The sequence below is a fragment of the Bordetella genomosp. 4 genome (genome assembly GCF_002261185.1).
Classification (GTDB): domain Bacteria; phylum Pseudomonadota; class Gammaproteobacteria; order Burkholderiales; family Burkholderiaceae_B; genus Bordetella_A.
On record NZ_NEVQ01000012.1, the window covers coordinates 302,935 to 324,434 of the forward strand.

Sequence of the window (21,500 nt, forward strand, 5' to 3'; positions counted from 1 at the left end):
CCGTTTTTCACAACTAATTCAAGGGATTACCTATGGTGGTGATTCGCATGGCCCGCGGTGGCTCCAAGAAGCGTCCGTTCTACAACCTGGTTGCTACCGATTCGCGCAACCGTCGCGATGGCCGCTTCATCGAGCGCGTGGGTTTTTACAACCCCGTCGCCAGCGAAGGCTCGGAGCAACTGCGCATTGCGCTGGATCGCGTCCAATACTGGACCAACAGCGGTGCACAACTGTCGCCCGCCGTTGAGCGTCTGGTCAAAGACTACTCGGCCAAGGTTTCCGCTGCAGCCTAAGGGCTAGCAGGGAATCTGTGCGTCGTTTTCGGCTGTTGGCCTGATGCCGTCTGATGCCATTACCCCCAACGCAGCGCCTGACGACTTAGTCGAGTTGGGCCGCATTACCGGGGCATATGGCGTCAAGGGTTGGGTCAAGGTACAGCCGCATTCCGCACAGGCTGATGGTTTACGCCGGGCAAAGACCTGGTGGCTGACTCGCCTCGCCCCTGAAACGGCGCGAGGCGTTGTCACGTCTGTACCGACCGCCCATCGGGTGCTGCAGGCTCGGCCTCAGGGCACGGCCGTTGTAGCGCAGCTCGATGGCGTTGCCGATCGTGATCAGGCCGAGGCCATGCGTGGCTACACCGTACAGGTGCCGCGCAGCGAGTTTCCGGCAACCGCCGACGACGAATATTACTGGGTCGATTTGATCGGCTGCGCCTTCTATTCGGATGCGGAGGGCGAGCCCGCTCGCGTCGGTATCGTCGAGGATGTCATGGACAACGGCGCACACGCGATCTTGCGTGTGGTGTTGCAACGCGCGCCTGCGCCTGGCGCAGAGCCCGAGCCCAGGCTCGATCCCAAGGGTCGGCCGATGGAAATGCTGGTGCCTTTTGTTGCTGCGCATATCCTGGCGGTGGACTTGTCCGCGCGCCGTATCGATAGCAACTGGCCCACGGAAATCTGATGCGCTTTGATGTCGTCACGCTATTTCCGGATATGTTCGGAACCGTGCGCGACTTGGGCGTTACCGGCAGGGCGCATTCCCAGGGACTATGGGCGTTACGCGCCTGGAATCCTCGCGACTATACCCATGATGTGCATCGCACTGTCGATGATCGCCCTTATGGAGGTGGTCCGGGCATGGTGATGATGGCGGCCCCGCTAGAGGCCGCTGTTGCTGCTGCGCAATCGGATCGTGCCGAGCAGGGTCTAGGGGTCGCGCCGGTGGTGCTGCTGTCACCGACAGGCCGTCGCTATGATCAGCAGGGCGCTCAGTCGCTGGCTAATGGCGAGGGCGCCATCATGATCTGTGGTCGCTACGAGGGTATTGATCAGCGGTTTATTGATCGCTGTGTTACCGATGAAATCTCGCTCGGCGATTTTGTGCTGTCTGGTGGGGAAATCGCCGCGCTCGCGGTGATTGATGCTGCGGTGCGTCTGGTGCCAGGTGTGTTGAATGACGGTGATTCGGCGCTTCAAGACTCTTTCAATGACACGTTGTCGGGGTTGCTGGATAGCCCGCATTACACGCGGCCTGAAGTGTATGACGGGGAGGCCGTGCCTGCAGAGTTGCTGAGCGGGCATCATGCCAATATTGCGCGGTGGCGGCGGGAGCAGTCTTTGCGATTGACCGCGCAGCGTCGTCCTGATTTGCTTGAGCGGGCGCGGGCTAATGGGTGGCTGACGCGTGCGGATGAGAAGTTTCTGGCGGCGTTGAAGGCTGTGGGGTAGGTGTTTTTATCGAGCGGGTCTTTGATTTTTTGGGGGCTCGTGTTTGTGGTCTTTGCGGAAGTCGGATTTTCTATTGGTCGTCGAGCCGAGGCAATCGGCCCGGCCGAGCTTCACAAAGTCGGTCCGGCGCGCGGGCGCCGGACACCGTGTTCGCTCACCTCGTCCGGCCCGTTCGGGCCTACCTACGGTGTCCGCTCCACTCGACTTTGAGGCGCCCGGCCGGGCCGATTGCCTCGGCTCGACTGGCAGCAACTAGAATTCTCTGCATCGCTGGCACGACTTTCTTGCTTGGCGTTTTTCTGCAGCCGCGTTGGTAGAGAGAAAGATCTTGCGGTGCTGCTTTCGGCGGCCGCCCTGCGCGGCCACCTCAAGCGATCGGTCCGGGCATGCGACGGGGTGGCGTGGTGCTTGGTTGGAAGATCTGCTTGGCCGCGAGTGAGGCTTGCGGCGATGATGCGCAGGGCAGTTTTTCCGGCGGCGTATCTAGCATGCGCGTGCCCGGGATCAGCGTTCCTCGCCGCAGACATGATTTGCGCTCACCATGATGGCATTACAACGAGTGCCATGCGTGGCATTACGTCAATGTGACTGGAGAGATCTTTTGTCCAGCGACGGTGTCACAGCCTGTGCATGCAGATCCCGAACGCGATGACCGGGTGTGCAGGGCACCCGGTCATCGCAGCCCTGCAAGATCTTTCTCTTCACCCAGACTGATGCAGAAAAATGCCAAGCAAGAAAACCGTGCCAGCGATGTGATGAGCTTGAGTTACTGCGAGTCGATGCGGGGCAGTGGCTGCGTGGGGGCGCCTCGTGGTCGAGTGGAGCGGACACCGTAGGGAGCGCGCAGGCGCGGACGAGGTGAGCGAACACGGTGTCCGGCGCGCAGGGCGCCGGACCGACCACGTGAAGCCCCCACGCAGCCACTGCCCCGCATCGACGTTCAAAAGAACTTCTACTCCCTCACATCGCGCAAGCCGATTCAAAGCACAGCCCACGGCTCCATCGAACATCGATAGACAGCGCTATGGGCCCCGCTCTTATCCCAGCTTGACCCGCTGTTCACGCACCTTAGCCAGCGTCTCATTGAACTGCGCCAACCGGCCTTTCTCCTGTTCAACGACCGCCGCCGGCGCACGCTCGACAAAGCTCGCGTTACCCAGCTTGCCATTGGCTTTGGCAACCTCGCCCTCGAGGCGCGCGATTTCCTTGTCCAAACGGGCGCGTTCAGCAACGACGTCGATTTCAACGTGCAGCATCAGACGAGCCGTTCCTACCACTTGCACTGGCGCTCCAGCATCAGGCAGCGTATCAACCACATCGACCTGGCTCAACTTGGCCAGCGCGGCCAGGTACGGTCCATTGCGAGTGAGCGTAGCGGCATCACCTTGAGCTACGAGCGGAACTCGTTGGGCGGGCGACAGATTCATTTCGCCACGCAGAGCGCGTACCGCTTCGACCTGGGCCTTCAGTTCAGCGACATCCGCCTCGGCCGCGGCGTCAATCGCGTCCGGGTTGCTGCGCGGGTAGGGCTGAATGCTGACGCTGTCGGTTGCGCCCTCTGCACGTTTGCCTGCCACTACTGATACTTTCTGCCATAGGGCTTCAGTAATGAACGGGATGATCGGGTGTGCCAGGCGCAGTACTGCCTCAAGCACGCGGATCAAGGTGCGGCGCGTGCCCAGTTGTTGAGCAGGCGTGCCGTTCTGAATCTGCACCTTGGCCAATTCTACGTACCAATCGCAGTATTCATCCCAGACATAGCGATAGAGCGCATTGGCGATGTTGTCGAAACGGTAGTCGGCAAAGCCGCGTTCGACGTCTGCTTCGAGGGTCTGTAATTGGCTGACAATCCAGCGATCGGCAAACGACAGCTCGGCCGTTTGATCACTGCTCAGATCATGGCCCTCTGTGTTCATCAACACAAAGCGCGTCGCGTTCCACAGCTTGTTGCAGAAATTGCGATAGCCCTCGCAGCGCTTGAGATCGAAATTGATGTTGCGGCCCAGCGTGGCATAGGCTGCCATGGTGAATCGCAGAGCGTCGGTGCCGAATGACGGAATGCCATCGGGATACTGGCGGCGCGTTGCTTTCTCGATCGTGCTGGCTTGTTTTGGATTCATCAACCCATAGGTGCGCTTGGCGACCAGGCCGTCCAGATCGATACCGTCGATCAAGTCCACCGGGTCGAGCGTATTGCCCTTGGATTTGCTCATCTTCTGGCCATCGGCGTCACGGATCAGTCCGTGCACGTACACGTGCTTGAACGGAATCTGGCCGGTCATGTGCGTGGTCAGCATGACCATGCGCGCCACCCAGAAGAAGATGATGTCAAAGCCGGTGACAAGCACGCTCGAGGGCAGGTAGCGTTGCAGGTCAGGTGTGTTTTCGGGCCAGCCCAGGGTGGTGAAGGGCACCAGGCCCGACGAGAACCACGTATCCAGAACGTCGGGGTCACGGGTCAGCGGGCCCGTTACGCCAGCTGCGCGAGCTTGTTCCTGTGCGTCGGCTTCCGAATGCGCAACGAAGACCTGGCCATCCTCGGCATACCAGGCCGGAATCTGATGGCCCCACCAGAGCTGACGCGAAATACACCAGTCCTGGATGTTGTTCAGCCACTGGTTGTAAATGGTAGTCCAGTTCTCGGGATAGAACTTGATCTGCCCATTGGCCACGACATCCAGCGCGACTTCGGTGATGCTCTTGCCGGGATTCAGCGTGCCCTCGGGTGCGGGCTTGCTCATCGCCACGAACCACTGGTCGGTCAGCATGGGCTCCAGCACGACACCGGTACGGTCGCCCTTGGGCTGCATCATTTTGTGCGGCTCGACCTTGACCAGGTATTGCTCGGCCTCGAGCTGGGCCACGACGGCTTTACGCGCCTCGTAGCGTTCCAGGCCCTGGAACTGTTTCGGGCCGTTTTCGTTGATATGCGCGTCCAGCGTGAAAATCACAATCAGCGGCAAATTGTGGCGTTGGGCGCAGGCATAGTCGTTGAAATCGTGGGCGCCTGTGATCTTGACGCAGCCGGTGCCGAACTCGGGGTCGACGAAATCGTCCGCGATGATAGGGATATTGCGGTCACACAGGGGCAGCTCGACCATCTTGCCAATCAGGTGTTGGTAGCGGGGATCGTCAGGGTGCACGCACAATGCGCCGTCGGCCAGCATGGTTTCCGGACGAGTGGTGGCGATCGTCATGCCGCGCAATGTGACCGTCTGTCCGTCCTTGTCCACAATGGTTTGCGGACCGTCGACGAACGGATACAGAATGTGCCACATATGGCCGTCGACTTCCTCGGATTGCACTTCGAGGTCGGAAACCGCCGTTAACAGTTTCGGGTCCCAGTTGACCAGGCGCTTGCCGCGATAGATCAGGCCCTGCTTGTACAGGCGGACAAAGGTCTCCACCACGCCCCGCGACATGCGGTCGTCCATGGTGAAATATTCACGGGGCCAGTCGGCGGATGCGCCCAATCGGCGAACCTGGCTGGTGATGGTGTTGCCGGACTGCTCCTTCCATTCCCAGACTTTCTCGATGAATTTTTCCCGGCCCAGGTCGTGGCGCGAGACTTTCTCGGCATCGAGGCGGCGTTCCACCACGATCTGGGTGGCAATACCTGCGTGATCGGTGCCGGGAATAAAGACTGTGTCGTCGCCGCGCATGCGGTGATAGCGCACCAGGCCGTCCATGATGGTCTGGTTGAACGCGTGGCCCATGTGCAGCGTGCCGGTTACATTGGGCGGGGGGAACTGGATGACGTAGGGCTGGTTATCTGTCCCTGTTTTTACGTGTTGGCCTGCCGCGAAATAACCGCGGCGCTCCCATTCGGTGTACCACTGAGCCTCGAGCGCTGCGGGCTCAAAGCTCTTGGGCAGGTCGGCGGTATCGGTGTCAGACGGGATCGGGGCAGCGGCTTCGGTCATTACTGGGTTCCGGCAAAAGACGAGGGCCCGGCCGATTGGTGGCCAAGCAAACCGTTCATTTTAAGATGTATTGCGGTCTTGGCGGCGTGTTAGAATGTCGGGTTACTGTAAACCCTACAGAAGTCCCTGTTTTTATTAGGAATTTGGAGCCTCCATGTCCGTCCAACGTACTCTCTCGATCATCAAGCCCGACGCCGTGGCCAAGAATGTCATCGGTCAGATCGTCGCCCGCTTCGAAAACGCTGGCCTGAAAGTCATCGCCGCACGTCTGCAACAACTGTCGCGTGCCGACGCCGAGCGCTTCTACGCCGTGCACAAAGAACGCCCCTTCTTCAAGGATCTGGTTGACTTCATGGTCTCGGGCCCCGTGTTCGTGCAGGTCCTGGAAGGCGAAGACGCCATCCAGAAAAACCGCGACCTGATGGGCGCGACCGACCCCAAGAAAGCCGAACCCGGCACCATCCGCGCCGATTTCGCTGACAGCATCGACGCCAACGCCGTACACGGTTCCGACGCTCCCGAAACCGCCGCCGTCGAAGTCGCTTTCTTCTTCCCCGAAATCAACATCCACAGCCGTTGATCTGGGTTAGCATTACCTGAGTACGTCATGGAAACCGCCGAACGCGTCAATCTCCTGGGCCTCGATGCCGCCAAACTGTCCGATCTGGTCGGGCAGTGGGGGGGCAAGCCGTTTCGTGCCCGCCAATTGCAGCGTTGGGTGCATCAGCGCGGGGCTGACTCGTTCGACGCCATGACCGATCTGGCTCGCGAATTTCGCGGGCAACTGGCAGAGCACTGCCTGATCCAGGCGCCGCCGGTCAATACCGAGCAGCGCTCCTCGGACGGTACACGCAAGTGGCTGTTCGACGTGGGGCAGGGCAACGCCATCGAAACCGTCTTCATTCCCGAGGACGACCGCGGCACGCTATGCGTGTCCAGTCAGGCAGGCTGTGCGGTCAACTGCCGTTTCTGCTCTACCGGTCACCAGGGCTTCAACCGCAACCTCCAGTCCAGCGAAATCATCGGCCAGTTGTGGTGGGCCAAGCGTATCCTCGAGGCCGACGCCGGTACGGCGCGCCTGGGCGGGGCGCGTGGCGATGACACGCGCGTGATCAGCAACGTGGTCATGATGGGCATGGGCGAGCCTCTGCTCAACTACGATCAGTTGCTGCCTGCGCTGCGCCTGATGCTGGATGACAATGCGTACGGCCTGTCGCGCCGTCGCGTGACCGTGTCCACGTCGGGCGTTGTTCCTATGATGGACCGATTGGCAAAAGATTGCCCGGTCGCTTTGGCCGTATCGTTGCATGCTCCTACGGATGCCTTGCGCGATGAGCTGGTGCCGCTGAACAAAAAATATCCGTTGGCCGAATTGCTGGCTGCGTGCGAACGCTATCTCGCCAGTGCGCCGCGTGATTTCATTACTTTCGAATATTGCATGCTGGATGGTGTCAACGACACCGACCAACATGCCAAGGCGCTCATTCAGGTGGCGCGGCAGGTCCGCTGCAAACTCAACCTGATTCCCTTTAATCCGTTTCCGGCCTCTGGCCTCAAGCGTTCGCCCTCGGCGCGGGTCAAGGTCTTTGCCCAGCGCCTCATGGATGCCGGTATTGTGACGACGGTACGCAAGACGCGTGGCGACGATATCGATGCGGCCTGTGGACAATTGGCTGGCGAGGTTCGCGATCGTACACGTGTCGCCCAGCGTAATGCCGGGCGGACCATACCCATTGCACAGGTGCAGGCATGACGCAGGAGCTCAACGCGGCGGCGCTTTCCAAGGAATCGGCAACTCCGGCCCAGCCAGCGAATGCTGGCACGACGGCTACCGTTGGCCAGGCTCTAAAGGACTTGCGCGTCGCAAAGGGCTGGTCTCTAGAGGACGTGTCGAGCCGCATCAAGTTCGCCCCGCGCCAGATCCAGGCACTGGAGGGCGAGCAGTGGGACAAATTGCCCAAAGGTGTTTCGCTGCGCGGATTGGTTCGCAGCTATGCGCGATTGCTCGATACTGACCCGGCAGCGATCGTCTCTTCAGTGGAAAGCCAGGTCGGCGCATTGAGCTCGCCAGGGTCCGTTCACCGGGTATCGCGTACGATTCCTGTGGCAGTCAGTGGACACAGCGATAGCCGCAGCTCCGTGCCATGGGGATGGCTGTTGGTGATTGTCGTACTGTTGGCAGTGTTGGGCGGCTATGCTTTCTGGCAAGGCTGGCTCCCTGCCGATTGGCTGCCGTCCTGGCTGTCCGGTGCAAAACCGTAATTCAATATACGCATGCAAGAGTTGTCTTTGCCCTGCCAAGATGCCCCGCCTCCAGAAGTCGGCGCAGCCTCACGCCGCCCGACTCGCTCGGTTGCCGTGAAATGGGGCGAACGCGTTGTCCATATCGGGGGCGACGCCCCGGTCGTGGTCCAGTCCATGACCAATACGGATACCGCGGATCCCATTGCAACGGCCATTCAGGTAAAAGAGCTGGCGCTGGCCGGGTCCGAGATGGTGCGTATCACGGTCAACACGCCTGAGGCGGCCCGTGAGGTCATCGCCATCCGCGAGCAGTTGGACCGCATGGGGGTATCGGTGCCGCTGGTGGGGGACTTCCACTACAACGGCCACAAGCTGCTGACCCAGTTCCCCGATTGCGCGCAAGCCCTGTCAAAGTACCGGATCAACCCCGGCAACATGGGCGGCGGCAAGCGTCGTGACGACAACTTTGCGCAGATGATCGAAGTCGCCTGCCGCTACGACAAACCGGTGCGCATCGGCGTCAACTGGGGCAGTCTGGATCACGAGCTGATGGCGCGCAAAATGGACGAAAACAGCCGCCGCACGCAGCCCTGGGAAGCCCAGGCCGTGATGCGCGATGCGCTCGTCGTGTCCGCGATCAGCAACGCCCAGCGCGCCGAGGAGCTCGGCTTGCGCGGCGATGCCATTATCCTGTCATGCAAGGTCAGCCATGTACAGGATTTGATCGCGGTTTATCGCGATCTGTCCGCGCGCTGCGATTACCCGTTGCACTTGGGCCTGACCGAGGCTGGCATGGGCAGCAAGGGCATCGTGGCCTCGACGGCCGCATTGGCGGTCTTGCTGCAACAGGGCATCGGCGACACGATCCGTATTTCTCTGACTCCTGAACCCGGCGGCGATCGTACGCGCGAGGTCGTGGTCGCGCAGGAAATTCTGCAAACCATGAATCTGCGTGCATTCACGCCGATGGTGGTGGCGTGCCCTGGTTGCGGCCGCACCAGCAGCACGTTTTTCCAAGAACTGGCCGACAGCATTCAGTCTTATTTGCGTCGCCAGATGCCGGTGTGGCGCGCCCGTTATCCCGGTGTCGAGAGTATGAACGTCGCCGTGATGGGCTGTGTGGTCAATGGCCCCGGCGAAAGCCGCCATGCGGATATCGGGATCAGTTTGCCCGGTACGGGCGAGGTGCCTGCCGCCCCGGTGTTCATCGACGGCGAACGGACCGTCACCCTCAAGGGTGATCGCATCGCCGAAGAATTCCAGACCATTGTCGAAGACTACGTCGCGCGCCGTTACGGTGCGCAGGCCACTCATTAAAAGAAAGGGCTGAGCCGTCAGGCGGATCGCATGGTGCGATTCGCCGCGGCATGATGAAGATGACGCAAGCGTTCCAGAAAGTCGCCGCTATCCGCGGCATGAATGACGTCCTGCCGGCCGATGGCGCGCGGTGGGAGCAATTCGAAGACATCGTGCGTGGCTGGTTGCGCAGCTATGGCTATCGCAATGTGCGCACGCCTGTGCTCGAGCATACGCGTCTGTTTACGCGCGGCATCGGCGAGGTCACTGACATCGTCGAAAAAGAGATGTACACCTTTACCGATGCGCTGAACGGCGAATCGCTCACCATGCGTCCCGAGATGACCGCTGGCGTGGTGCGCGCCACGATCGAGCACAACCTGCTATACGACCGTCCGCAACGGGTGTACAGCATCGGCCCGGTGTTTCGTCACGAGCGTCCGCAACGCGGCCGTTATCGCCAGTTTCATCAGATCGACGTTGAAGCACTGGGCTTTGCCGGCCCAGATGTCGATGCCGAACTCATCATCATGTTGGCTCGCCTGTGGAAACAACTGGGGCTGACGGACGTGCGCCTGGAGCTCAATTCTCTGGGGCAACCCGCCGAGCGTGCCGCCCATCGCGCCGCATTGATCGCGCACTTGGAACAGCATCGTGACGTGCTCGACGAGGATGGCCTGCGCCGCATGTACAGCAACCCGCTGCGCGTCCTGGATACAAAAAATCCCGCCATGCAGGCGATGGCCGACAGCGCGCCCCGTTTGTTTGACTTCCTGGGCGAGGAATCGCGCGCTCATTTTGACGGCTTGTGCCAATTGCTGGCGGATGCGGGCATTGAATACCGCCTTAATCCTCGCCTGGTGCGCGGCCTCGATTACTACAACTCGACCGTTTTTGAATGGGTTACCGATCGCCTGGGTTCGCAAGGCACTGTGTGCGGCGGCGGCCGCTATGACGGTCTGATCGAATTGCTGGGTGGCAAGCCCGCGCCAGCCGTAGGCTTTGCGATTGGCATGGAACGTCTCCTGGACCTCTGGGAACAAAGCGCGCCAGCGGCTGCCACAACAGAATGTGACGTTTATGTCGTTCACCAAGGCGAACAGGCTCAACGCCTGGCGGCGCGCGTGGGCGAGCAATTGCGCGATGCCGGGTTTTCCGTCATCGTGCATGCCGGATCGGCCAGTTTCAAGTCGCAATTCAAGCGGGCTGATGCCAGTGGTGCTCGAGTTGCGGTTATTCTTGGCACCGACGAAGTCGCCTCGCAGACGGCCAGCGTCAAGTTCCTGCGTGCCGATGCCGCCAACGAGGCGGCTCAGCAGCAGGTCCCGCTGGACCGCTTGGCGGATGTTTTGAAATCCTAGGGTAAGCATGGCATACGATCTCGAAGAACAGGAACAACTCGACGCGCTCAAGGCGTGGTGGGCGCGCTATGGCACGCTAATCATGGCATTGGTGACCATCGCCGTGCTCGCATGGGGCGGCTGGTGGGGCTGGAAGGCCTATCAAAACCATCGCGCCAATCAGGCGATGGGCTACTTCGAAGCCCTCGAAGACGCCGCTCGTCTGGGCAGTACCGATTCTGCGGTGCGCATCAAGGCCGCTATCTCGACCTTGCGCGACGATTACGCAGCCACGGGGTATGCCGCGCGCGGAGCGCTGGTCGCTGCTCAGGCGCTTGCCCAACAAAAGGACCTGGATGGCGCGCGCCAACAGCTCGAATGGCTGGCCTCGCAGTCCAAGCATCCGGCTCTGCAGCCTGTGGCGCGTGAGCGTCTGGCAGGACTGCTGCTGGATCAGAAACAGTACGATGCCGCCTTGGCGCAATTGAACAATCCGCCGGCGGCATTCGCGACGCTTTATGCGGACCGTCGCGGCGATATCCTGGCCGCTCAAGGCAAGCCCGAGGAGGCTCGCAAGGCCTGGCAAACCGCTCTGGATGGGCTGAGCGCTGCCGATCCTCTGCGTCAAGCCGTGCAACTGAAACTGGACGCTCTCAGCGGAGCATGAACGTATGACTATTTTCCGTTTTCACCGAGCAGTGCGTAGTGCTGCGCTTGCCGCGGGCTTGTTGGTTTTGGCCGGTTGTGCCAGTGATGATGCTCGTTACGAGCCCGCGCCATTGACCGAGTATTCAGCGGGGATGTCTGTACGCTCGGTGTGGTCGACGTCTATCGGTAGCGGTTCGGGTCTGGGATTCGTGCCTGCCGTAGTGGGGGATTCGGTCTATGCCGCAACGCCCGACGGATCTGTTGCCAAGGTAGAGCTCTCGAGCGGGAAAATCCTCTGGAAAGCCGACGCGGACACCAAGCTCTCTGCAGGCCCGGGCAGCGATGGATCGACCACGGTCGTGGCCTCGCCGCTGGGCCAGATCATCGCGTTTGATGACACGGGCAAGGTCAAATGGAAGGCTCAGGCCAGCAGCGACGTCGATATCGCGCCGGTGGTGGGATATGGCGCCGTAGTAGTCCGCAGCGGCGACTATCGGATTCAAGCCTACAACATCGAAACAGGCGAGCGCCTCTGGAGCTTGCAACGTCCAGGTCCCGCCTTGGCGCTGCGCAGCACTGCGCAGATGGTCATGGCCGAAGGGCTGGTCATCACCGGCTTGCCTGGCGGCAAGTTGCTGGCCATCAACGTGGGCAGCGGCAACGTTCAATGGGAAGGCACCGTGGCTACGCCGCGCGGATCGAGCGATCTCGAACGTCTGACCGACGTCGTCGGGTCGCCGCGTTTGGCCGGTCCTTTGCTCTGCGCAGTCGCATACCAGGGCCGTATCGTGTGCTTTAACGTCAGCCAGGGCGGCCGCCCCATGTGGGCCAAAGACTTCTCCAGCGCCAGCGGCATGACGGTGGATAGCCAGTTTGCCTATGCGCCGGACCAAAACAGCGTCATGAACGCCTTTGCGCTCGAGAACGGCAACAATGTCTGGAAACAGGCCGCGCTGAAAAACCGCAAGCTGACCGCGCCTGCCGCGTTGGGCGGGGCGGTGGCGGTGGGCGATCTGGATGGTTACGTGCATTTCCTGTCCAGCAGTGACGGCAGCTTGCTGGCGCGGCTGTCGGTCGGGGGCGGCGCCATCCTCTCGCCTGTGCAGTCCACGTCTGCCGGCGTGCTGGTTCAAACCGGCAATGGCAATCTTGTGCTGCTTGGCACCAACTAATTTTTATCTTTTGGCTCAATCGTGTCCTTCAAGCCCGTCGTCGCTCTGGTCGGTCGCCCCAATGTGGGCAAGTCGACCCTCTTTAACCGCCTGACGCGTTCTCGCGCGGCGCTGGTTGCCGATTACTCCGGCTTGACGCGCGATCGCCATTACGGTGAGGGCAGGGTCGGCGACATCCCGTTCATCGTCATTGACACCGGTGGTTTCGAGCCCGTCGCGAAAACCGGCATTCTGCGTGAGATGGCGCGTCAGACGAGCCAAGCCATTGCCGAAGCCGATGTAGTGGTATTCCTCGTCGATGCGCGCGCTGGCGTGAACGCGCATGATCACGAGATTGCTCAACTGCTGCGTAAATCCGGCCAACAACGCGTGGTGCTGGCCGTCAACAAGGCCGAAGGCATGGGCGTTGGTAACGCCACCAGCGAGTTTCACGAGCTGGGGCTGGGCACGCCACATCCCATCTCGGCGGCTCATGGTGACGGGATCGTTGATCTGATCGAATTGGCATTGCGGGATCTGGTCGAGCCTGAGTCCGAAGCTGAACCGGCCGATGGGGAATTGCCCCCCGACCATCGCATCAAGCTCGCCATTGTCGGCCGGCCCAATGTGGGCAAGTCCACCTTGATCAACACGTTGATGGGCGAAGACCGCGTCATCGCGTTTGACATGCCGGGTACGACACGCGACGCGATCGAAATCGACTTCGAGCGAGACGGCCGTAAATACACCTTGATCGATACCGCGGGCTTGCGCCGCCGCGGCAAGGTCTTCGAAGCCGTCGAAAAATTTTCGGTCATCAAGACCCTGCAGGCCATCGAGGCCAGCAATGTGGTGCTCTTGGTATTGGACGCCCAGACCGAGGTGTCAGAGCAAGACGCGCACATTGCCGGGTTTGTGCTGGAAACAGGCCGTGCGGTCGTTGTGGCGATCAACAAGTGGGATGGCCTGGATATCGATCAGCGCGAGCGTATTGAGCGCGAATACAATCGCAAGCTGCGATTCTTGTCCTTCGCGCCGACGCACACTATTTCTGCTCTGAAAGGCCAGGGCATCAAGCCCTTGCTCAAATCCGTGGTGGGCGCACACGCCGCAGCCTTTGCAAAATTATCGACGCCCAAGCTCACGCGTGAGTTGCAGGCCGCTGTGGAGCAACAGCCGCCTCCGCGCAAGGGTATTTTCCGGCCCAAGATGCGCTACGCCCACCAAGGCGGACAAAATCCCCCGCTGGTGGTGATTCACGGCAACGCGCTCGATGCCATTCCGGATTCCTATCGCCGCTATCTGGAAACCCGCTTTCGCGAGGCGTTCAAGCTCGCGGGCACGCCGCTGCGTATCGAATTCAAATCCTCGCACAATCCTTACACGCAGGAAAATTGAGCATGAGTCGCTTTTGGAGTCCCGTCGTCGGCGAACTCAGTCCGTACGTGCCGGGCGAGCAGCCCAAGTTACAGGATCTGGTCAAGCTCAATACCAACGAACATCCGCTGGGGCCTTCACCCAAGGCGCTGCAGGCCATGCAGGCCGCTTGCAACGACAGCCTGAAGCTCTATCCAGACCCAGGTTCGGAACGGCTGCGCCGCGCCGTTGCCGCTCATCATCAAGTGCAGCCGGATCAGGTCTTCGTAGGCAACGGATCCGATGAAATTCTGGCGCACACCTTTCAAGCCCTGCTCAAGCATGACGGCCCGCTGCTGTTTCCAGATATCACGTACAGTTTTTATCCCGTGTATTGCGGCCTGTACCAGATCGCCTATCAGCCCGTACCGTTAAAAGACGATTTCAGCATCGATGTGCAGGACTACTTGCCATCGGCAGGCCGGCAGGCAGGCGGGATCATTTTCCCGAATCCGAACGCCCCGACGGGCCGGGCGCTGCCGCTGTCCGATATCGAGCGTATCGTTGCGGCCAACCCCGATATCGTCGTCGTCATCGACGAGGCTTATGTCGATTTCGGTGCAGAATCCGCTGCAAGCCTTATTTCCCGTTATGAAAACCTGCTGGTCATCCAGACCTTGTCCAAATCCCGTTCGTTGGCGGGGTTGCGGGTTGGGTACGCAGTCGGTAGCCGGGTATTGATCGAGGCGCTCGAGCGGGTCAAAAACAGCTTCAATTCCTATCCGATCGATCGTCTCGCCGAGGCGGGTGCTGTGGCCTCCATCGAGGACACGGACTATTTCGAACACGCGTGCCAATTCGTGATTGCCACGCGCACGGCCCTGGTCAGTCAGTTACAGGCCCTCGGGTTCGAGGTCTTGCCCTCGGCGGCCAATTTCGTATTTGCCCGCCATCCCGGGCACGATGGCGCCGCCTTGGCGGCTGCATTGCGCGAACGCAGTATTATTGTGCGTCACTTCAAACAGGCCCGCATCGATCAGTTTTTACGTATTACCGTTGGAACTGAGTCGCAATGCGCGCGTCTGATAGAAACCCTCAAGGCCATTTTGGCCTGAGGATCGGGGCAAGGCGACTTGCCCCGGCATTAATAAGTCAGACACCTTATGAAAGAATTTGCTCCGCAAGGCAAGTGGCACGGCCCCGGAAAACCTTGTAGAGTACACATTTCGGCGTCTGCCACCACTCAAAACAAACAAATGGAGCCTGGCCAATGAGCAATAAAGGGCAAACTCTGCAAGATCCGTTTTTAAACACGCTGCGCAAAGAACACGTACCTGTGTCGATCTATCTGGTAAACGGTATCAAGCTTCAAGGGCAAATCGAGTCGTTCGACCAATATGTCGTCTTGCTGCGCAATACCGTGACGCAAATGGTGTACAAGCACGCCATTTCCACCGTCGTTCCCGCTCGCGCTGTCAACTTTCAGGTGGATGTTCCCGCTGAATAATCGTCAAGCTCCAGCTGTACCTTTTTTTGCCCGCCGCACGGATCGTGTCGGCGGGCATTTTCGCTGTGGTGGGGAACGTTTTCATGTCGCCCAGCATGTGTCTGCGGGCTATTCCAGCCGCAGGCACAGTGTGCACGCCTGTGTGTCACCCGGTACTATCATTAAAAATGCGCCCATTTGGTGCATCGAACTGCAAGCGCAGCGTGGGGGTAATGTATGCGTGCGCTAATCATCAGCGTTGACCTGGGGAATCCCGATTTCGTCGCGCATGCCGAAGAATTCGCCATGCTCGCGCGTGGTGCGGGCGCCGAGATCGTTGGCACGGTCACGTCCAGGCGCGATCGGCCCGACGCCAAATTTTTTATCGGCTCAGGCAAGGTCCAAGAGGCCGTAGCCATGGCGGGCGCCTTGTTGGCGGACATCGTGCTGTTTGATCAGCCGTTATCTCCGGCACAACAACGTAACCTCGAACGTGAATTCAATTTACGCGTTGTCGACCGAGTCGCGCTTATTCTCGATATTTTTGCGTTGCGCGCCAAAAGCCACGAAGGCAAGCTGCAGGTCGAGTTGGCGCAGTTGCAGCATCTGGTCACGCGCCTGACACGGATGTGGACTCACTTGGAACGTCAGCGCGGCGGTATCGGTATGCGCGGGCCGGGCGAATCACAGCTCGAAATGGACCGCCGCATGATCGGCGCCAAAGTCAAAATGCTGCGAGAGCGGCTCGACCGCGTCGAGCGTCAGCGAGTGACGCAGCGCCGCGCCCGGGCGCGAGGCGGGGCGCTTTCCGTCTCGCTGGTGGGCTATACCAACGCCGGCAAGTCGACGCTCTTCAATGCTCTGACGCGGGCAGGGGCCTACGCCGCCGACCAATTGTTCGCTACGCTAGACACCACCACCCGCCGCATCTGGATCGAGGGCACCGGGTCGGTAGTGTTGTCCGATACGGTCGGATTCATCCGCGATTTGCCGCCGAATTTGATTGCCGCCTTCCGGGCAACGCTGGAGGAAACCATCCACGCTGACGTATTGCTGCATGTTGTCGACGCGGCCAGTCCGCAGCGTGATGAGCAGATCGCCGAGGTCAATAAAGTCCTGACCGAAATCGGCGCGGGATCCATTCCTACCATCATGGTGCACAACAAGATTGACCGGGCCGGTCTTGAGCCGCGGATCGAGCGCGACGCCCGTGGTACGATTGCGCGAGTGTTCGTAAGCGCTACCGAGCGCGCCGGTCTGGAAGCGTTGCGCGGGGCAATTGCGGAGATCGGTCAGATCGTGGGAAACAATGCCTCGAATTACCAAACTATTCAATCTGAATGACCCAGGCTGGGGTCGTGGCAACAACAATGGCTCCGAGCCGCCCAAAAAGCCAAAGGGCAACGGAGACAGTCCGCCAGACCTCGACGAGGTCTGGCGCGACTTCAACAACCGGATCGGGTCTTTGTTCGGCCGCAAGGGCGGCGGTGGCAATCGTCCCGGCGGCGGCCGCGGCGGCATTACGCCGCCTTCGCCACGCGGAGCCAAAGTCGGCCTGGGCGTCGTCGCGGGGGTCGCGGTGTTGCTGTGGTTGGCCAGCGGCTTCTATATCGTCCAAGAAGGCCAGGTCGCGGTTGTAACCCAGTTCGGCAAGTACAAGAGCACGGCCCCGGCGGGGTTCCAATGGCGCTTGCCGTATCCCATCCAGAGCGCCGAGACGGTCAATATTTCCCAACTCCGTACGTTTGAAGTGGGATTCCGCGGCGGTTCGCGCAACAAAGTGTTGCCCGAGGCTCTGATGCTGACCACCGACGAAAATATCGTCGACATGCAGTTCGTGGTGCAGTATCGCCTGCGCGCCGATGGCGCGCCCGATTACCTGTTCAAAATGCGTGACCCGGACGACTCGGTACGTCAGGCCTCCGAGACCGCGATGCGCGAGATCGTGGGCAAAAAGCCCATGGATTTCGTTCTGTACGAAGGCCGTACCGAAGTGGCTGTCGAGGTCCAGAACCTGATGCAGCAGATCCTCGATCGTTACCAGTCCGGTATCCAGATCAGCACCGTGGCCATCCAGAACGTACAGCCGCCCGAGCAGGTTCAGGCTGCGTTTGACGATGCGGTCAAGGCTGGCCAGGACCGCGAGCGTCAAATCAACGAAGGTCAGGCTTATGCCAACCAGGTGATTCCGCTCGCCGGTGGTCAGGCTTCGCGTATGCTCGAGCAGGCCGAGGGTTATCGCGCCAAGGTCATCGGCGATGCGCGAGGTGATGCCGCGCGCTTTACCAGCATTTTGACCGAGTACCAAAAGGCGCCCAAGATCATGCGCGAACGCATGTATCTGGAAACCATGCAGCAGATCTTCTCGCGCGCCAGCAAGGTCATGGTCGATACCAAGAACGGCAACAACATGCTGTATTTGCCCATCGACAAGATCATCCAGCAAACCGCTCGCGATGCGTCCAGCCAACAGCAGCCGACTGCGTTGCCTGGCGCCAGCCAGCCCAGCGTTCCTCAGCCGCCGGCGCGCAGCACCGGCTCAGCAAGTTCGTCCGGCAATCCGGGTAGCAACACTGGCAGCGGCAACAACACGCTGTCTCGCGATCGTCTGACGCGCTAATCCGGAGGAGCCCAAGATCATGCAACGTTTTATGCCTATCCTGGTCGGCCTCGTGTTGGTGCTGGCCGCCTTGTCCTCTTGCGTTTTTGTCGTACGCGAGCGCGATTACGCTTTGGTGTTCTCGCTCGGTGAGGTACGTACTGTCATCAGCGAGCCGGGCCTTTATTTCAAGGCACCTCCGCCGTTCCAGAACGTCGTGACGCTCGACAAGCGCATCTTGACGATCGAGTCCGACGATGCCGAGCGTATCCAGACATCCGAGAAGAAAAACCTGCTCATCGACTCGTACGTGAAATGGCGCATCGCCGATCCGCGTCTGTACTACGTGACGTTCGGTGGTAACGAGCGTGCCGCGCAAGAACGCCTGCAGGCTCAGATTCGCGACGCGCTCAACGCGTCGGTCAACGTCCGTACCGTCAAAGAAGTCGTGTCGGCCGAGCGTGACAAGATCATGAGCGAGATCCTCACGACGGTGGCCAAGCGCGCCGAGCCGCTGGGTGTGCAAATCGTCGATGTGCGGCTGCGCCGTATCGAGTTCGCGCCGGAAATCTCCGAATCCGTCTATCGCCGGATGGAGGCCGAGCGGACCCGTGTCGCCAACGAGTTGCGTTCTATCGGTGCTGCCGAGAGCGAAAAAATCCGCGCCGAGGCGGACCGTCAGCGCGAAGTCATCCTGGCTGAGGCCTATGCCAAGTCCCAGACAGTCATGGGCGAGGGCGATGCCGAGGCCAGCGGCCTGTACGCTGCCGCTTTTGGCAAAGACCCCGACTTCTACACGTTCTACAAGAGTCTAGAGGCCTATCGCCAATCGTTCTCGAAATCTAGCGACCTCCTGGTGGTGGATCCGAGTTCGGAATACTTCCAGTTCATGAAGAGCTCCACGGGCCAGGCCGCACCGGCAAACTGATTCGGCTGCTTTTCGGAAATTACGCGGTAAGCGTAACAGGGCAAAAGGGAAACATGCAGGCTGCCACGGGCGCCTGCACAAACCCTCAAACCATGTACAATACCGCGTAAGCTAGAAACAATCCTCAGGCGGCTGAGTGGGCTTACGCCCTCTCAGCCGCTTTTGTTTTGGGCGTCGTTCACGCATTTCTTCAAGAGTCTTCAGGTAAATACTCATGGGTAACTGGTTGCTGCCCGAAAGCCTTGCCGACGTACTTCCGGCGGAGGCTCGGCGCATCGAGGAACTACGTCGCGAACTGCTCGATCTATACCGTAGCTACGGTTTCGAGCTGGTCGCGCCGCCCCTGGTCGAATACATCGATTCATTGCTCTCCGGTACCGGCAGCGATCTGGATCTGCGCACCTGCAAACTGGTCGATCAGCTGTCTGGCCGCACCCTGGGAGTGCGGGCCGATATGACCCCGCAAGTCACCCGCATCGACGCGCATTTGCTGAATCGCGTGGCTGTGACCCGGCTCTGTTATTGCGGCAATGTCCTGCATGCCCGGCCGGCGGACTTGCTGTCCAGCCGCGAGCTGCTGCAGATAGGCGCCGAAATTTACGGCCATGCCGGCTTTGAAGCGGATCTCGAAATCATCTCGCTTGTCCTGGATACCGTCGCGACGGCAGGTGTTCGCCAGCCCCGTCTGGACCTCTGTCATCCCGGCGTCGTGCGCGCTTTGCTGGAGGCCGACTCGGCAGCCGCAGCGAGCGCTCAGGACATCATCTTGCTGCTGCGCGAAAAAGACATCCCCGGTCTGGCGGATCTGGCGCGGCAGGTGAGCGGCATTCGGGCCGACACCATCGCTGCCTTGCAGCGGCTGGCGGGCCTGTACGGCGGCCCGGAGATCATCGAACAGGCTCGGCGCGATTTGCCTCTGTTGCCTGGCGTGGCGACGGCTCTCGATGCCTTGCAAAACATCATTGACGCCATTCCTGACGTAGCTTTAGGGGTGGATCTGGCTGATATTGGCGGCTATGGCTACCACTCGGGTGTCACCTTTGCGCTGTACGCGGAGGGGTGGCACGATGCATTGGTGAGTGGTGGGCGTTACGACGATGTAAGCCGTGCCTTTGGCCGGGCGCGCCCGGCGACAGGCTTTAGCCTGGACTTGCGCAAACTGGCGCGTGGCTTGCCTCCTGCAGATCGTGCACGGGCTGTGCTCGCGCCTTGGGGGCAGGATTCCGCACTGGTGGCGGCAGTGCGACAGCTACGCCGGTCCGGCGAGATTGTCGTGCAAGTATTACCCGGCCATGAGCAAAGCCAGGACGAATTCATCTGTGACCGTGAGCTGACGTTGCAAGACGGCGCTTGGGTGGTTCGAACGCTGTAAAACTGACTCCCTCTTGTCTGCAAGAGGGCCGCAGGGGGATTTCCGGATTTCCCGAGAAACTCGATATCGATTCGTACAATGAGCAAGAACGTAGTGGTTATTGGCACCCAATGGGGTGACGAAGGCAAAGGCAAAATCGTCGATTGGCTGGCGGAATCCGTCGCAGGCGTGGTGCGCTTCCAAGGCGGTCACAACGCCGGCCATACGCTGTGGATCAACGGCAAGAAAACCATCTTGCGCCTGATCCCTTCGGGCATCATGCATCCCGGGGTAACCTGCTTCATCGGCAACGGCGTAGTGCTGTCGCCCGAGGCGCTGCTGAAGGAAATCGAAGAGCTCGAAGCTGCCGGTCTGGATGTGCGTTCGCGCTTGCAGATCTCCGAAATCTGCCCGCTGATCCTGCCGTACCACATCGCTGTGGACCAGGCGCGCGAAGCCCGCAAAGGCGAAGGCAAGATCGGTACCACCGGCCGTGGCATCGGTCCGGCATACGAGGACAAGATCGCTCGCCGCGCGCTGCGTGTGCAGGATCTCTTCAATCCCGCACTGTTCGACGAAAAACTCGCCGAGCTGCTGGATTACCACAACTTCGTGTTGACCAAATACCTCGGCGCCGAGGCCGTGTCGGCCGAGCAGGTGCGTGATCAAGCCATGGCTTTGGCTCCGGCTATCGCGCCCATGGTGAAGGACGTCTCCAGCAATCTGTACGCCTTGCAGCAAGCCGGCGAGCGTCTGCTGTTCGAGGGCGCACAAGGCGCGCTTCTCGACGTGGATCACGGCACCTATCCGTTCGTGACCAGCAGCAACTGCTTGGCGGGTGCGGCTTCGGCTGGCGCCGGCGTGGGCCCGCAGTCGCTCGACTACGTGCTGGGCATCACCAAGGCCTATACCACTCGCGTGGGTTCCGGTCCGTTCCCGACCGAGCTGGTCGACGAAGTCGGTACGCGTCTGGCCACCATCGGCAAGGAATTCGGCTCGGTGACCGGCCGTCCCCGCCGTTGCGGCTGGTTTGACGGTGCGGCGCTCAAGCGCTCGGTGCGTCTGAACGGCATCAGCGGCCTGTGCATCACCAAGCTCGACGTGCTCGACGGCCTGGAAAAAATCCAGCTGGGCGTCGGCTATCGCGTCAACGGCGAATTCCGCGACGTTCTGCCCTATGGTGCCCATGCTGTGGCCCAGGCCGAAGCCGTCCTCGAGGAACTGCCCGGCTGGACTGAGTCCACCGTCGGTATCACCGAGTTCGACAAGCTGCCGGCCGCCGCGCGTCGCTACCTGGAGCGTGTCTCCGAAGTCTGCGGTGTGCCGATCGACCTCGTGTCCACCGGTCCGGACCGCAACGAAACCATCGTGCTGCGTCACCCCCTCAAGGGCTGATACGCAGACAATAAAGCGCGGCATGCCATTGAGGCATGCCGCGCGAATCCGAT

19 protein-coding genes are annotated in these 21,500 nt (G+C 60.6%); 18 read left to right on the forward strand and 1 reads right to left on the reverse strand.

All coding sequences use genetic code 11. The features are described 5' to 3' along the window. Nucleotides 1-32 precede the first annotated feature (32 nt). From rpsP to trmD, 3 genes are read left to right on the forward strand one after another with little or no spacing between them, the layout of a single operon-like run. Nucleotides 33-293 (forward strand): 30S ribosomal protein S16, encoded by a 261-nt coding sequence (rpsP, locus tag CAL20_RS09240; RefSeq protein ID WP_094820518.1) that lies wholly within the window; start codon nucleotides 33-35, stop codon nucleotides 291-293. Between the two features lie 43 nt (nucleotides 294-336). After that, nucleotides 337-963 carry a ribosome maturation factor RimM gene (rimM, locus tag CAL20_RS09245; protein ID WP_094820519.1) on the forward strand — a complete coding sequence of 209 codons (627 nt, stop codon included), beginning with the start codon at nucleotides 337-339 and terminating at the stop codon, nucleotides 961-963. Next, a complete protein-coding gene (trmD, locus tag CAL20_RS09250; protein ID WP_094820520.1) occupies nucleotides 963-1,730 on the forward strand; it encodes a tRNA (guanosine(37)-N1)-methyltransferase TrmD in 768 nt (255 codons plus the stop codon). Before rimM ends, trmD begins: the two co-directional genes overlap by 1 nt. Before the next feature lie 1,037 nt (nucleotides 1,731-2,767). Here trmD and CAL20_RS09255 read toward each other — a convergent pair. After that, a complete protein-coding gene (locus tag CAL20_RS09255) occupies nucleotides 2,768-5,653 on the reverse strand; it encodes a valine--tRNA ligase (protein ID WP_094837667.1) in 2,886 nt (961 codons plus the stop codon). 154 nt (nucleotides 5,654-5,807) lie between these two features. On the opposite strand from CAL20_RS09255, the gene ndk reads away from it, so the two are divergent. The 15 genes from ndk to CAL20_RS09330 all read left to right on the forward strand — a co-directional run bounded on the left by ndk (nucleotide 5,808) and on the right by CAL20_RS09330 (nucleotide 21,447). After that, nucleotides 5,808-6,233 (forward strand): nucleoside-diphosphate kinase, encoded by a 426-nt coding sequence (ndk, locus tag CAL20_RS09260; RefSeq protein WP_094820522.1) that lies wholly within the window; start codon nucleotides 5,808-5,810, stop codon nucleotides 6,231-6,233. A 27-nt stretch (nucleotides 6,234-6,260) separates the two neighbouring features. Next, nucleotides 6,261-7,406 (forward strand): 23S rRNA (adenine(2503)-C(2))-methyltransferase RlmN, encoded by a 1,146-nt coding sequence (gene rlmN, locus CAL20_RS09265; RefSeq protein ID WP_094820523.1) that lies wholly within the window; start codon nucleotides 6,261-6,263, stop codon nucleotides 7,404-7,406. Beyond that, the gene (locus CAL20_RS09270; RefSeq protein ID WP_094820524.1) at nucleotides 7,403-7,915 is read left to right on the forward strand and encodes a helix-turn-helix domain-containing protein; all 513 of its coding nucleotides are present in this window, start codon (nucleotides 7,403-7,405) and stop codon (nucleotides 7,913-7,915) included. Before rlmN ends, CAL20_RS09270 begins: the two co-directional genes overlap by 4 nt. 12 nt (nucleotides 7,916-7,927) lie before the next feature. Beyond that, nucleotides 7,928-9,214, forward strand: coding sequence for a flavodoxin-dependent (E)-4-hydroxy-3-methylbut-2-enyl-diphosphate synthase (gene ispG / locus CAL20_RS09275; RefSeq protein WP_373558288.1), 1,287 nt, complete (start codon nucleotides 7,928-7,930; stop codon nucleotides 9,212-9,214). 59 nt (nucleotides 9,215-9,273) lie between these two features. Next, a complete protein-coding gene (gene hisS, locus CAL20_RS09280; RefSeq protein ID WP_094820757.1) occupies nucleotides 9,274-10,554 on the forward strand; it encodes a histidine--tRNA ligase in 1,281 nt (426 codons plus the stop codon). A 7-nt stretch (nucleotides 10,555-10,561) separates the two neighbouring features. Then, the gene (locus CAL20_RS09285; RefSeq protein ID WP_094820526.1) at nucleotides 10,562-11,200 is read left to right on the forward strand and encodes a YfgM family protein; all 639 of its coding nucleotides are present in this window, start codon (nucleotides 10,562-10,564) and stop codon (nucleotides 11,198-11,200) included. A gap of 4 nt (nucleotides 11,201-11,204) precedes the next feature. Then, the gene (gene bamB / locus CAL20_RS09290) at nucleotides 11,205-12,353 is read left to right on the forward strand and encodes an outer membrane protein assembly factor BamB (protein WP_094820527.1); all 1,149 of its coding nucleotides are present in this window, start codon (nucleotides 11,205-11,207) and stop codon (nucleotides 12,351-12,353) included. Between the two features lie 21 nt (nucleotides 12,354-12,374). Continuing rightward, complete coding sequence (der, locus tag CAL20_RS09295) at nucleotides 12,375-13,730, forward strand: ribosome biogenesis GTPase Der (protein WP_094820528.1); 1,356 nt, start codon at nucleotides 12,375-12,377, stop codon at nucleotides 13,728-13,730. 2 nt (nucleotides 13,731-13,732) lie between these two features. Then, a complete protein-coding gene (hisC, locus tag CAL20_RS09300; protein WP_094820529.1) occupies nucleotides 13,733-14,803 on the forward strand; it encodes a histidinol-phosphate transaminase in 1,071 nt (356 codons plus the stop codon). A 155-nt stretch (nucleotides 14,804-14,958) separates the two neighbouring features. Beyond that, on the forward strand, nucleotides 14,959-15,195 hold the full coding sequence (gene hfq, locus CAL20_RS09305) for an RNA chaperone Hfq (protein WP_012248943.1): 237 nt from the start codon (nucleotides 14,959-14,961) through the stop codon (nucleotides 15,193-15,195). A gap of 216 nt (nucleotides 15,196-15,411) precedes the next feature. After that, nucleotides 15,412-16,518 (forward strand): GTPase HflX, encoded by a 1,107-nt coding sequence (hflX, locus tag CAL20_RS09310; RefSeq protein WP_094820530.1) that lies wholly within the window; start codon nucleotides 15,412-15,414, stop codon nucleotides 16,516-16,518. Next, a complete protein-coding gene (gene hflK / locus CAL20_RS09315; protein WP_094837668.1) occupies nucleotides 16,484-17,794 on the forward strand; it encodes an FtsH protease activity modulator HflK in 1,311 nt (436 codons plus the stop codon). Before hflX ends, hflK begins: the two co-directional genes overlap by 35 nt. Before the next feature lie 19 nt (nucleotides 17,795-17,813). Next, entirely contained in the window at nucleotides 17,814-18,701 is an 888-nt protein-coding gene (gene hflC, locus CAL20_RS09320; protein WP_094820532.1) for a protease modulator HflC, read from the forward strand. A 214-nt stretch (nucleotides 18,702-18,915) separates the two neighbouring features. Further along, nucleotides 18,916-20,073, forward strand: a complete 1,158-nt coding sequence (locus tag CAL20_RS09325; RefSeq protein WP_094837669.1) for an ATP phosphoribosyltransferase regulatory subunit — start codon at nucleotides 18,916-18,918, stop codon at nucleotides 20,071-20,073. Between the two features lie 78 nt (nucleotides 20,074-20,151). Beyond that, a complete protein-coding gene (locus CAL20_RS09330; protein ID WP_094837670.1) occupies nucleotides 20,152-21,447 on the forward strand; it encodes an adenylosuccinate synthase in 1,296 nt (431 codons plus the stop codon). The last annotated feature ends 53 nt before the right edge of the window (nucleotides 21,448-21,500 follow it).

Excerpts from the sequence above, each read along its gene's own strand:
- hflK (WP_094837668.1), top strand. The coding sequence starts at position 16,484 with ATGCCTCGAATTACCAAACTATTCAATCTGAATGACCCAGGCTGGGGT.
- hisC (WP_094820529.1), top strand. The coding sequence starts at position 13,733 with ATGAGTCGCTTTTGGAGTCCCGTCGTCGGCGAACTCAGTCCGTACGTG.
- hflC (WP_094820532.1), top strand. The coding sequence starts at position 17,814 with ATGCAACGTTTTATGCCTATCCTGGTCGGCCTCGTGTTGGTGCTGGCC.
- CAL20_RS09255 (WP_094837667.1), bottom strand. The coding sequence starts at position 5,653 with ATGACCGAAGCCGCTGCCCCGATCCCGTCTGACACCGATACCGCCGAC.
- ispG (WP_373558288.1), top strand. The coding sequence starts at position 7,928 with ATGCAAGAGTTGTCTTTGCCCTGCCAAGATGCCCCGCCTCCAGAAGTC.
- ndk (WP_094820522.1), top strand. The coding sequence starts at position 5,808 with ATGTCCGTCCAACGTACTCTCTCGATCATCAAGCCCGACGCCGTGGCC.
- CAL20_RS09325 (WP_094837669.1), top strand. The coding sequence starts at position 18,916 with ATGGGTAACTGGTTGCTGCCCGAAAGCCTTGCCGACGTACTTCCGGCG.
- CAL20_RS09270 (WP_094820524.1), top strand. The coding sequence starts at position 7,403 with ATGACGCAGGAGCTCAACGCGGCGGCGCTTTCCAAGGAATCGGCAACT.
- rpsP (WP_094820518.1), top strand. The coding sequence starts at position 33 with ATGGTGGTGATTCGCATGGCCCGCGGTGGCTCCAAGAAGCGTCCGTTC.
- trmD (WP_094820520.1), top strand. The coding sequence starts at position 963 with ATGCGCTTTGATGTCGTCACGCTATTTCCGGATATGTTCGGAACCGTG.
- hisS (WP_094820757.1), top strand. The coding sequence starts at position 9,274 with ATGACGCAAGCGTTCCAGAAAGTCGCCGCTATCCGCGGCATGAATGAC.
- rlmN (WP_094820523.1), top strand. The coding sequence starts at position 6,261 with ATGGAAACCGCCGAACGCGTCAATCTCCTGGGCCTCGATGCCGCCAAA.
- bamB (WP_094820527.1), top strand. The coding sequence starts at position 11,205 with ATGACTATTTTCCGTTTTCACCGAGCAGTGCGTAGTGCTGCGCTTGCC.
- hfq (WP_012248943.1), top strand. The coding sequence starts at position 14,959 with ATGAGCAATAAAGGGCAAACTCTGCAAGATCCGTTTTTAAACACGCTG.
- CAL20_RS09285 (WP_094820526.1), top strand. The coding sequence starts at position 10,562 with ATGGCATACGATCTCGAAGAACAGGAACAACTCGACGCGCTCAAGGCG.
- rimM (WP_094820519.1), top strand. The coding sequence starts at position 337 with ATGCCGTCTGATGCCATTACCCCCAACGCAGCGCCTGACGACTTAGTC.
- hflX (WP_094820530.1), top strand. The coding sequence starts at position 15,412 with ATGCGTGCGCTAATCATCAGCGTTGACCTGGGGAATCCCGATTTCGTC.
- CAL20_RS09330 (WP_094837670.1), top strand. The coding sequence starts at position 20,152 with ATGAGCAAGAACGTAGTGGTTATTGGCACCCAATGGGGTGACGAAGGC.